Here is a 10,360-nt window from a genome sequence, read left to right on the forward strand (position 1 = left end):
AGTGCCGACAGTCCCGCCGACGCTGGGTACGATACAAGGCATGCGATCGACAGAGACAGAAGACGGATCCAAATACGGTCCGCCGCCGCAATACCCCATCGAGTCTGTTGATAACGCCCTGCGGCTGCTCCTGCTGTTCGAAACCCAGCCCAGCATCAGGCTGACCGATGCCAGCACTTACTTGGGCGTGGCGTCGTCGACGGCGCACCGGCTGATGGGCATGCTTCTCTACCGTGGCTTCGTTCGGCAGAACCCGGCGACCCGGGCCTACGAACCTGGGCAGGCGCTGAGCTCGATTGCCTTTGCGATCAGACGGCAGGTGGACATCCGGACACTGGCCCGGCCGGTCCTCGAGCGGATCTTCGAACAAACGGGAGAAACCGTCCACTTCGCCAGGCTTGAGAGGACTGACGTCCAATTCATCGACGCCATCGAAAGCAGGCGAGCGGTCCGCGTCGGTTCCCGCCAGGGCCTCACCTTGCCAGCAAACTGCACTGCGACTGGTAAAGCGATGCTGAGCCTCCTCGGTGAGAAGCAGCTGCGGAATCTGTACCCAGGGCAGGAACTCCCCAAGCTGACTACCAACTCAATTACCTCCAGGTCGGACCTTGAAAGGGAGCTCGACGAAATCCGGCACAGGGGTTACGCAAATAGCCGCGAAGAGAGCGAAGACGGGGTGACATCGGTCGCCGCCGCGGTTGCCGGCCCAAGCGGCACTGTCTACGGAATCAACGTATCTGTGCCGGCCCACCGCATGTCGGAGGAGCTTCGCAGCGACCTCGGGGGCATGCTCCGGGCAGCCGCAGAAGAACTCCAGGGGCGCCTGGTCTAGAAGACTTAAAGCGGCTTCGCGTTTAGGCATGGTTGGTCTGTTTGTTCCGGTAGGGGCGGTGGCCGCCGGCGGCCAGTAGGCATCTGAGTCTGTAGTTGGTGAAGTTGCGGAAGCCGCGGGCGATTCGGCGGGTGGTTTCGATGACGCCATTGAATCGCTTCGGTGGGTCCGTTGGAAGCGCCGTGGGTGTCGAAGTAGGCTAGGATCGCTGTCTTCCATTGAGTGTCCGCCCGAGTCGGGCGACTTCCGGGATGGGGAGGTCGGGAATGATGTGATTACTTCGTTGACGAGTTCCCGGCCCCGCTCCGGGCGGGCGTGGTAGATGTTGCGGAGCTTCTGGTAGCACTGCCAGGCCAGGGTGACTTCGTGGCCGTGATCCCCGGCGCTGAGCTTAGCATCGAGCCGGGCGGCTTGTTTGTCGGTGAGGTGTTCGGCGCCGATCTGCAGGGTTCGACGGATTCCGTAGAGCGGGTCGCCCTTGCGGCCGCGGTGTCCCAGGGTGTCCTGCTGGACCCGGCGGCGGACCTCGTCGATCATGGCCGAGCCGAGCTTCACGACATGGAACGCGTTCAGAACGGCGATGGCTTCGGGCAGCTCGTCACGGATCGCGTTCGCGTAGCCGCGGAACGGATCCAGCGCGGCGGTCTTGATCCCGGCAGTGAACCCTGCGCCGCGTTCTTTGAGCCAGTCCGCATAGGCCTTCCCCGACCGGCCCGGAACCAGGTCAAGCAACCTGGCGTGCACCACCCCCGCGGGGTCGCGGGTGTGGTCCACGATCCCGGTGACCATGCCGGTTCCGGGCGGGCCGGTGTGGGACCAGACATGCTCATCGACCCCGAGCGCATCTACCCCGGTCAGCCGGCCGGTCGATGCGATCCGCCGGGTGGCTTCGATCCTGACCGCGTCCCAGACGGTGTGCCAGGAGACGCCGAGCTGATGGGCCAAGGCGGAGACCGAGGTGTCGAAATGCTGGAGCGCATCGGTCGCCCACCCGGCGGCCCTGGCGGTGAGCTTCGCCCGTGGTCCTGCCAGCGGGTGCTCCTCTGTGAACGTCGTTCTCGGGCAGTCCGGGTCCGGGCACCGCCAGACACGTTTGGCCCACAGCAGCCGCACCGGGCGGCCGAAACAGGGAATGTCATGGAGACGGACCTGGCGGCGTCCATGCCCGACCGCGATGACGCCGCAGTCGGCGCAGCCGGTGACGTTCTCCCCGGTTTCGACGCCCAGAAGCAGGCCGGTACCGGTTGCCGTGACGGAGCTGACGCGGACGCCCTCGACACCGAGCAGCGCATCCGCGCGCGTGCACCAGCGGCCACCGGAACACGACATAGAGTTATTCATGTCAGGGTCTCTTTTGGGTATTGGTTGCTTGGTCGCGACCAATTCAAAGAGGCCCTGACCTCTTTCCTGCCGCACCACGCCGCAGCTGCATGCGGCCACGCCCTGCCCCCGGCGTCAGACGGCCCTCACCCTGCTCATCGTCGAAGGCCCAAGGCGACCGGCTTCCCGGCGAACGCGGCCGCAGGCGCCGGACTCCTCCGGCCGCCAGATTGTGTGCACGCCAACGTCGAGCAACTTCCGCTCACCGACGTCCGTGATGACCCAGACAAATCCGTGTTCCGGAAACGTCATGTCAACCCGCCCGTACCACAATGCCCCGGTTTCATGATCCCTCACAGCGATGCGGTGCCCGCGGGCCAGGGACAGGAAGACTTCGATTTCGCATTCTGTCAGCGACTCTTTCAACCCATTCCTCCCCGGCGCTGCGCCGAGAGCCGCCGTACGCAGGGAACAGCCGGCCTGGCGGGCGGCGGGGCAGACCATGCTAAAAACGCTGCCAGCCGGCGCGCCGGAGAGATCGCTCTGCTGTCCGTTCATCGCAGCCCGCTCCCCCACCTTTCGAGTGTCACACCGCGTGGAACGTCGCTGTCCAGGCGCGCTTCATAGCGGCCCGGGGCGAGGCGGGCCACCGAGATGCCGACGTGTTCAGCCATCGCCGCCGGCTTCAGCAGATCCACCGCTTCATCCAGGGCGGCGTCCAGTTCTTTTCGGGTGTGAACGGCGACGACGAGACAACCGGGTGCTGCGTGCATGGTCAAATCCTTAATCTGAGGGCGGTGATCAGTACTTTGGGACACGCCAAATGTCCCTGGGACGGAACGGAGGAGCGGCAGCCCGCCGGCATGATCAAGCCAGGGCCCAAATCCCGGCGGCCCCGGCGGAACCTAGGGGACCAAGGCTTCCGGCAGAAGAAGGGGCAGGACCGTGGAACGCTGCAGAACGGCGGCGGTTTACCTCCGACAGTCCCATGATGGTGGCTTCAACATCTTCCAGGGATTGCTGAATCCAGGCGAGGGCGGCCAGGTCATCGGAACTGTGGGCCGCGTCGATTGATGACGCCTCTAGGAGCGCAGCCCGGCGGCTGATCCTGCCGGAAAGTTCGAGGATCAACGGCGGAATCATGGCCAGGGATTCACCCCGCGTTAGGTGCGCGAAGGCTTCTTTTCCAGCGCCACGGTGGGTGACGGCGACCGTGAGGGCCAGATCTGAGGAGTTTGTGGTCATGGGTCTGTCCTTCAGGTTGTTCAAAGTCCTGGTCTTTTCGGAGTGCTTCCGGTACGACGGAAGGGGAGTCTCGGGTGGTTCGTCCCGCCGCAGATCGTCCGCGCCGCAGGCACACTGAGGTGTACTACTGATGTGAGACACAGTTTGAAAGGATTGTGCTCATGTCTGCTCGACCTACCTATTCCGATGAGTTCAAGGCTGATGCCGTTGAGCTCGTGGTTTCATCTGGCCGTTCGCCGGCTTCTGTCGCTCCGGAGCTCGGCATTTCCGTCACCGCGTTGAAACGCTGGGTGCGGGTGTCCCGTGAGGGGCAACCAGGCGGTGGGGGGAAACCGGATGATCCGGTGGATCCTGCGAAATACAAGGCGTTGGAAGCACGGATGCGTGAGCTGGAGAGGGAGAACGATTTCCTGAAAAAAGTTTCGGCGTTCTTCGCCAAAGAACAACGGTAGAGGACTTGTACCGAGTTGTTCAGGAGAAGAACGCCGACTTCCCGGTGGCCTGGATGTGCCGCCAGCTTGGTCTCCCACGGGCGACGTATTACCGGCGGCTGGACGCCGGCGACACCCCGACTGCGCTGCGCCGCCGGGAACTGACGGATCAGGTGAAGACCGTCTTCGATTCCTCCGACGGGATCTTCGGGCACCGCATGGTCCATGCGAAACTTGCCGCCGCCGGCATCGAGGTTTCGGTGGGCACTGTCGCGGGGATCATGGCCGAAAACGGGTGGGCGGCAAAGCGGATGAGAGCGTTCAAGCGCACCACGATCGCCTCGGATCCGGATAAAGTCTTCGAGGACCTCATCGGCCGGGACTTCACTGCAGAAGCCCCTGGAACGCGTCTGGTGGGCGATATTACCTACCTGCGCACCGGCGAAGGGTGGCTGTATTTGGCCACTGTCATTGACCTGTGCACCCGCATGGTCGTCGGCTGGGCCATGGCTGAGCACATGCGCGCCTCGTTGGTTACCGGAGCCCTGACGATGGCCAGGGACAGCGGCCACCTGAGCCCCAACGCCATTTTTCACAGCGACCACGGAACGCAGGGCGGATTCAACTGGTCGTCGCAACACCTTGATCACGGAGGTGTGGTGTGGCCAAGCGTAAGGACGCGGAATCGGTTGGTAGGCGACGGCAGTGGGCGGCTGACCGTGCGTTGCGGCCTGCGATGCGCTCACCAGGGCGCCCGGACCCGTCGCGGTCGGTGCAGCGTCAGTTTTGGCGGCTGATCGCCCAGGGTGTCTCCACCGACGACGCAGCCGCAGAGGTCGGCGTGTCGACACCGGTGGCGACCAGGTGGTTCCACCACGCTGGCGGCATGACGCCGATCAGTCTGGATGAGCCCACGGGCCGGTATCTGTCGTTCGCCGAGCGGGAGGAGATCGCACTGCTACGCGCCCAGGGCGCCGGGGTGCGTGAGATCGCCCGCGAGATCAAGCGTGACCCCTCGACAGTTTCGCGGGAACTGCGGCGCAACGCAGCCACCCGCAGCGGCACGCAGGTGTACCGCGCAGGGGTGGCGCAGTGGAAGGCCCAGCAAGCAGCAAAGCGCCCGAAACCCGCGAAACTGGCAGTCAACCCGCAGCTGCGTGAGTACGTGCAGCAGCGGCTCGATGGCAGTGTCCGCGGACCCGACGGCACCGCCGTCGCAGGTCCGCAGACCAAGGCCTGGAACGGCCGCAACAAGCCGCACCGACAAGACCGACGGTGGTCGACAGCATGGAGCCCGGAACAGATTGCCCACCGCTTACCGCTGGATTTCCCCGATGATGAGTCCATGCGCATCAGCCATGAGGCGATCTATCAGTCCTTGTTCATCGAGGGGCGTGGGGCGCTCAAACGGGAATTGGTCGCGTGCCTGCGGACCGGTCGTGCGCTGCGGGTCCCGCGGGCCAGGACACAGAACAAACCGCAGGGACATGTCACCGCGGACGTCGTGATCAGCAAACGCCCTGCCGAAGCCGCCGATCGCGCAGTTCCTGGGCATTGGGAGGGTGATTTGATCATCGGTGCGGGCCGGTCGGCGATTGCCACCGTGGTGGAACGCAAGAGCCGCTCGGTGATGCTGGTTCACCTTCCCCGCCTCGAGGGGTGGGGTCTGGCGCCGCCGGTGAAGAACGGGCCGGCGCTCAGCGGCTACGGCGCCGAGGCGATGAACGCTGCCCTGATCGCCTCACTGGCACAGCTACCCAAGCAGCTGCGTCAGACGTTGACATGGGACCGCGGCAAAGAGTTGGCCGCGCACGCCCAGTTCACCTTCGACACCGGAACGAAGGTGTTTTTCGCCGACCCGCACTCGCCATGGCAGCGGCCTACCAACGAGAACACCAATGGCGTTCTGCGTCAGTACTTTCCGAAAGGCACCGACTTATCTCGATGGTCGGCTCAAGACCTCGAAGCGGTCGCACTGACGCTCAACAACCGACCCCGAAAGGTCCTCGGCTGGAAGACTCCCGCCGAAGTCTTTGCCCAACAGCTACACTCACTCCAACAACCCGGTGTTGCAACGACCGATTGAACCCGCCCAGTACACCTCCCGGGAAATGGGCGCCTGGTGCGCAGGAAACAAGATCCGCCAATCCATGGGCGCCACCGGGGTGTGCTGGGACAATGCAGTCGCAGAATCGCTGTTCTCATCCCTGAAAAACGAGTTCTACCATCACCACAGCTTCACCACCCGCCAGGACGCCAGACGGGCGACCATGCGCTACATCGAAGTGTTCTACAACCGCTGGCGCCCTCACACCAACAACGAGGGTCTGCCGCCCGCGACAGCAATGGCCAACTTCACAACCAGAAACCAGCCGCTTCCCGCTGCTGCCTGACCGAAAAGAAACTACCCGACTGTCTCACATCCTTGACACACCTCACACCGTCCGCCACCGGAATGGGCCTGCGGCACGGACGGTCTGCGGCTCTACAAGCCCGGGCGCACCTCCCGATCGACGCAGCCAAATACGAAACGGCAGCTTTCAAGGCCGCGTTCTCCACGGCCCGGTCTTTGGTTTCAACAACACCGACCGTCAGTGCCCCTGCCCGGCCGAGACATCAACCATGCTTAACTGCGAAGGGCCCTTAAAGCGACCCCGTACTGCTCCGGCAGTACTTTCCAAAGGGCACGGACCTGAACGTGTGGAGTTAGACCAGCTCGATGACGTCTGCGACGGACTCAACGACAGGCCCCGAGCATGTCTCAACGACCGCTCGCCACGGGCAGCCATGCAACGATTAGGACACCGGATGCAAACACATCTAATTCGCAACGTTCACTAGAAACCGCCCCGTATATCGGGGGCTGATCCTCGGCGCCAACGCAGCACGGGACCTTCGCAGCAGGGCCTATCGGCACCCCTCCCGGTCCCGCGGAACGTCGATCTGCACCGGGCCTGTCGTCTCCGTCAGCACGGTCTGGGACCGCGTTCCGTTGCGCGAGTTGGCAGTATCCTTCGCCGCCGTGTCGTGCCGTTCATAACCGAGGTGCTCGGTCAGTTCCTCGTCCAGGGCGGTTTCGATGACGGTCTTGGTCAGCTGCTTGAGCAGTCCGTCAGGACCGGCCAGGGACAGCCCCTGCTCCCTCGCCATCCTGACCAGCTCGCGGGCAGCCTCGGCCTCGGATTTCTCTGTCAGTTCGTCAACGGTTTTCGTACTCGGCACAGCCTCAAGTGTTGCGGCCATATCGGGCTCCTTCCCGCCAGGCTTGCCGCCCCGGCGTGTCGAGCCGGATACACCGTTAATTCCCCAGTCCCTGCCCGGGCAGCACGCCGCTGAAGAAGGCGAGGTTCCTGAAGGTCACCGGCGCCGAGAAGATGTCCGCAGCAGCGGTGATCGGCGCGTATCACGACCTGTGGCAGGTTGAGGCGTCCTTCCGCATGACCAAGTCCGATCTGAAGGCCCGGCCAGTGTGAGCCCCGCCCGGCACCGATCTCAGACCCAGAACCGGCCGCAGCCGAGGGCTTCCACGATGGGGACCGCTTCTTCCTCCGCCCCCTCTGGCGGGGCCAGCCAGTGGCCCGTGGAAGGGGGAGCGGAATCAGGGGTAGAATCCACCCCGCGGGAGGACCGCCATGCCCCAATGCGGGCCGCCCTGCGGCTGTCGCCCGCCGAAGGATCCCGCGCTTGTGCGTCATCCGGCGCCTGCGCCGGGCCGGCCCGGCGCGCTGAGCGCAACCGGCACACCAGCCCGGGCAACAATTCCCTCAACCGGGTTCGTCCGGGGAGGACGGAGCCACGGGCGCCGCGATCTCTTTCACGGGCACATCACGCCCAGCCGAAAACCGCCGCTGTCTTCGGCCCCTCTCCCAGAGCCCACCGTGGTCGCCGGAAACCGGACACGAACAGGGGGGCCACTTCAAGAGATACAGGCCAGTTTGTCCGCGATCGCGGTGTTCGACTCGCACGCCGAAGCCAGCAGCACGATCTGGGCGCGCTGCGCCAATCCGGCACGGACTCGAAGACCCCGTCAAGCGGGATAGTTCCCCAGGATCACCATCAACGACGCGTCGCATAGCTGGCGCTGCGACGGCCTGCGTAGTCCGCCAGGATTCGAACGAAGTCCTCGGTTCGCTCCGCGAAGACGTTGTGGCCCGCGGTTCCCAGGATGTGCAGGCTCGTGGTCTCCGAGACGAGGGCGAGCTTCTGGTAGAAGGCGATGCCCAGGTCAACCGGCGCCGAGCGATCGTCGCGGCCCCAGACGACTTCGACGGGAATATTGACCTCGCCGGCGAAGAGGCGAGCGCGGATGTCGTCCTTCGCCGCCTGAAGACTCGGCTCCCAGTATTTCTTCTCAACCATCGGGTAGGTCTTGAGGGCGTTCTGGTGGTTCTCCTTGACGTACTTAGCGGCGGCCGCATTGATTTGTTCCTGCGGCACCGGGGTCACGTACAGCGCACGGAAGTAGGCTCCGCAGATCTCCTCCGGAGACGCGTCCGCCGGAAGCGAACGCGTGATCGCGTCGTAGAACTCAACGTCGCGGAACTTAGCGTCGGTGCCAGCGAGCGTCGCGCTCGACACGATGAAGAGACCTTTGGTCGACTCCGGCATGTCAAGAGCGAGCTTGCTCGCCAGCAGGCCACCGCGCGAGTGCCCGACCAGAATCATGTCCTCGAGTCCCAGAGCGTCGATGAAGCCCCTGGCGTGCTTGACCACCGCATCGAACGTCCACTCGGCATGCGTCGGCGCGAGGTCAGTCTCTCCCTGCCCCAGCTTGTCGAAGGTCACGACGCGGAAGCCCTTGTCGACCAGAGGAGCGATGACGGGAGCCCAACCATCCCCGCCGCCCGGCATGCTCATACCCGAGTGGCCACCGTGGATCAGGAGGATGACCGGACCCTCGCCCTGATCGATATAGCGCGTCCTGATTCCGCCGACGGATATGTAGTTCACGGACAGGTCTGTGTTCAACTCAAGCCTCCTGATCAAAGCAACTGGCTCGCCTATGGGGCGAGTATCTGCCATTTCTGTCACACAGAGAAGCCTTCTGTCAAGAGGGATCCGTGATTCAACGCCGGTGACAAGTTGAACGCCCGCGATCGCCGTCGACATCCCGGTCGTCGGTTGACGCTCGTTGTGCGCCAGCTGCTGATGGGGCCCGCCGAGCCCATCCCGATTGGTACGCCTTGGTTGACGTGAATACACGCCGATACAACAGCAACCACAACCGGCTGGCTGCCAGGCGCCATACCAACATCCGTGCGCCTACTCGACATTGGCTCTCCACGGCTCCACTGGGCCGCCTGGCCAGCGTCAACGCGATCGAGTAGGCGGGCGACCGCCACGAGCTGCGAAGCCCGGATTGAGCGGAACCATTGACGAACGACGAGCGAGTGGATAGCACCCATCAGAGTCACTCTCTGCCTAACAGAGGGCAGTGGCCCACAGGCCATCATGCTCCAACTGGAATGCAGCGCCAGGTCAATCTCCCCCAGGAAGAGAGATTGACCTTCGACGTGAAAATGCTCTCGAGCGAGACAAAAAGCTTCTGCGACGCGACATGCCGTCGCGTGTTCGACACAACTTCGCTTCAAGTGGTCGGATGCATCAGTGATCGCGAATTAGACACATGGAGAAGTTCGACATTCTCACCCTCCGCCTATTAGAGAAGGAAGACTGACCAATGAAACAAACACTGTCCAAATTCGAGTCTGAGTCGGTACGTACCCACTCTCGCCGTGCCGCCATCGCCGCCGCAGCCGGTAATGTCTTGGAGGGTTATGACATCGGGATTTATGGCTATTCGGCGGTTATCCTCGCCAAGCTCTTCTTTTCTGACAACGGAACCGGCGCGTTGATCTTAACCTTTGCCGTCTTCGCCTCCGGCTACCTCACGAAGCCACTGGGCGCCGTGCTGTTTGGCCACATTGGAGACCGTTACGGCCGGCGCTTGGCTCTCGTTACTTCAGTCCTGCTCATCGGTATTTGCACGGTACTTATTGGTGTGCTGCCAACCCAGGCCTCCATCGGAATTTCTGCGCCTATCCTACTTACAATTCTCCGCCTGCTCCAGGGCATCGCAGCTGGAGGCGAATCATCTGGCTCGGCCATCTTTATGGTTGAGTCGGCCCCGCCCGCGCACCGCGGCCTCTACGGAAGCTGGCAGCAGGTAAGTACAGCTGGAGGTCTATTGCTTAGCTCGGGAGCGATTGGTGTCCTGTCAGCCGTATTCACTCAGGAAGAAATTTTCGTTTGGGCATGGAGGATCCCCTTCCTTCTCGCCATATTCACAACTCTCGGAGCCCTGTGGCTGCGCCTCGGAGTCGAGGAGACCCCCACGTTTGAGGCACTCGAAAAGAGTGATGCAGTTGTGCACAACCCATTGATGGTTAGCATCAAAAAATTCTGGAGAGAGATAGTCGTGACCATCGGGGTCGCGAGAGCAATGATCAGAACCTGTGGATCCCGGGCGGGCGTGCCTTCCCGGAAGATGATCTGCAAGGAATCCGAATTCTGATCAAGACCAGCGTTGGCG

The 10,360-nt window shown here is 63.3% G+C and carries 10 protein-coding genes and 3 pseudogenes; 7 read left to right on the forward strand and 6 right to left on the reverse strand.

Going from position 1 to position 10,360, the window contains the following annotated elements; genetic code table 11:
- The first annotated feature begins 40 nt into the window (after positions 1 to 40).
- The gene (locus AB0876_RS33735; RefSeq protein WP_047040750.1) at positions 41 to 832 is read left to right on the forward strand and encodes an IclR family transcriptional regulator; all 792 of its coding nucleotides are present in this window, start codon (positions 41 to 43) and stop codon (positions 830 to 832) included.
- A 267-nt stretch (positions 833 to 1,099) separates the two neighbouring features.
- Here the strand turns inward: AB0876_RS33735 and AB0876_RS33740 are convergent.
- The 4 genes and pseudogenes from AB0876_RS33740 to AB0876_RS33755 form a co-directional block, all read right to left on the reverse strand.
- A pseudogene (locus tag AB0876_RS33740) lies at positions 1,100 to 2,173 on the reverse strand (ISL3 family transposase); the annotation flags it as partial.
- A 114-nt stretch (positions 2,174 to 2,287) separates the two neighbouring features.
- Entirely contained in the window at positions 2,288 to 2,710 is a 423-nt protein-coding gene (locus AB0876_RS33745; protein WP_156525812.1) for a hypothetical protein, read from the reverse strand.
- The gene (locus tag AB0876_RS33750) at positions 2,707 to 2,925 is read right to left on the reverse strand and encodes a hypothetical protein (protein WP_047040755.1); all 219 of its coding nucleotides are present in this window, start codon (positions 2,923 to 2,925) and stop codon (positions 2,707 to 2,709) included. Before AB0876_RS33750 ends, AB0876_RS33745 begins: the two co-directional genes overlap by 4 nt.
- A gap of 94 nt (positions 2,926 to 3,019) precedes the next feature.
- A complete protein-coding gene (locus AB0876_RS33755) occupies positions 3,020 to 3,397 on the reverse strand; it encodes a hypothetical protein (RefSeq protein ID WP_047040757.1) in 378 nt (125 codons plus the stop codon).
- A 161-nt stretch (positions 3,398 to 3,558) separates the two neighbouring features.
- On the opposite strand from AB0876_RS33755, the gene AB0876_RS33760 reads away from it, so the two are divergent.
- From AB0876_RS33760 to AB0876_RS33775, 4 genes are read left to right on the forward strand one after another with little or no spacing between them, the layout of a single operon-like run.
- Positions 3,559 to 3,849: a transposase gene (locus tag AB0876_RS33760; RefSeq protein WP_047040760.1), complete on the forward strand. Its 291-nt coding sequence runs from the start codon at positions 3,559 to 3,561 to the stop codon at positions 3,847 to 3,849.
- A 5-nt stretch (positions 3,850 to 3,854) separates the two neighbouring features.
- Entirely contained in the window at positions 3,855 to 4,625 is a 771-nt protein-coding gene (locus tag AB0876_RS33765; RefSeq protein WP_198539048.1) for an IS3 family transposase, read from the forward strand.
- The gene (locus AB0876_RS33770; protein WP_234713714.1) at positions 4,565 to 5,914 is read left to right on the forward strand and encodes an IS30 family transposase; all 1,350 of its coding nucleotides are present in this window, start codon (positions 4,565 to 4,567) and stop codon (positions 5,912 to 5,914) included. The genes AB0876_RS33765 and AB0876_RS33770 overlap by 61 nt, the downstream gene beginning before the upstream one ends.
- Positions 5,895 to 6,221 carry an integrase core domain-containing protein gene (locus AB0876_RS33775; protein WP_131721950.1) on the forward strand — a complete coding sequence of 109 codons (327 nt, stop codon included), beginning with the start codon at positions 5,895 to 5,897 and terminating at the stop codon, positions 6,219 to 6,221. The genes AB0876_RS33770 and AB0876_RS33775 overlap by 20 nt, the downstream gene beginning before the upstream one ends.
- 523 nt (positions 6,222 to 6,744) lie before the next feature.
- Here the strand turns inward: AB0876_RS33775 and AB0876_RS33780 are convergent.
- Positions 6,745 to 7,071 (reverse strand): annotated as a pseudogene (locus AB0876_RS33780) (transposase); the annotation flags it as partial.
- Positions 7,072 to 7,148: 77 nt separating this feature from the next.
- Here AB0876_RS33780 and AB0876_RS33785 point away from each other — a divergent pair.
- Positions 7,149 to 7,298: pseudogene (locus tag AB0876_RS33785) on the forward strand (IS1634 family transposase); the annotation flags it as partial.
- Between the two features lie 586 nt (positions 7,299 to 7,884).
- On the opposite strand, the gene AB0876_RS33790 reads toward AB0876_RS33785, so the two are convergent.
- Positions 7,885 to 8,796 carry an alpha/beta fold hydrolase gene (locus AB0876_RS33790; protein ID WP_157894438.1) on the reverse strand — a complete coding sequence of 304 codons (912 nt, stop codon included), beginning with the start codon at positions 8,794 to 8,796 and terminating at the stop codon, positions 7,885 to 7,887.
- A 712-nt stretch (positions 8,797 to 9,508) separates the two neighbouring features.
- Between AB0876_RS33790 and AB0876_RS33795 the strand changes: the two genes are divergently transcribed.
- Complete coding sequence (locus AB0876_RS33795) at positions 9,509 to 10,342, forward strand: MFS transporter (RefSeq protein ID WP_052773276.1); 834 nt, start codon at positions 9,509 to 9,511, stop codon at positions 10,340 to 10,342.
- Positions 10,343 to 10,360 lie beyond the last annotated feature (18 nt).

Source organism: Mycobacterium sp. NPDC049093 (assembly GCF_040704635.1).
In the GTDB taxonomy this organism is placed as follows: Bacteria; Actinomycetota; Actinomycetes; order Mycobacteriales; family Mycobacteriaceae; genus Mycobacterium.

Excerpts from the sequence above, each read along its gene's own strand:
- AB0876_RS33735 (WP_047040750.1), top strand. The coding sequence starts at position 41 with ATGCGATCGACAGAGACAGAAGACGGATCCAAATACGGTCCGCCGCCG.
- AB0876_RS33745 (WP_156525812.1), bottom strand. The coding sequence starts at position 2,710 with ATGAACGGACAGCAGAGCGATCTCTCCGGCGCGCCGGCTGGCAGCGTT.
- AB0876_RS33750 (WP_047040755.1), bottom strand. The coding sequence starts at position 2,925 with ATGCACGCAGCACCCGGTTGTCTCGTCGTCGCCGTTCACACCCGAAAA.
- AB0876_RS33755 (WP_047040757.1), bottom strand. The coding sequence starts at position 3,397 with ATGACCACAAACTCCTCAGATCTGGCCCTCACGGTCGCCGTCACCCAC.
- AB0876_RS33760 (WP_047040760.1), top strand. The coding sequence starts at position 3,559 with ATGTCTGCTCGACCTACCTATTCCGATGAGTTCAAGGCTGATGCCGTT.
- AB0876_RS33770 (WP_234713714.1), top strand. The coding sequence starts at position 4,565 with ATGCGCTCACCAGGGCGCCCGGACCCGTCGCGGTCGGTGCAGCGTCAG.
- AB0876_RS33795 (WP_052773276.1), top strand. The coding sequence starts at position 9,509 with ATGAAACAAACACTGTCCAAATTCGAGTCTGAGTCGGTACGTACCCAC.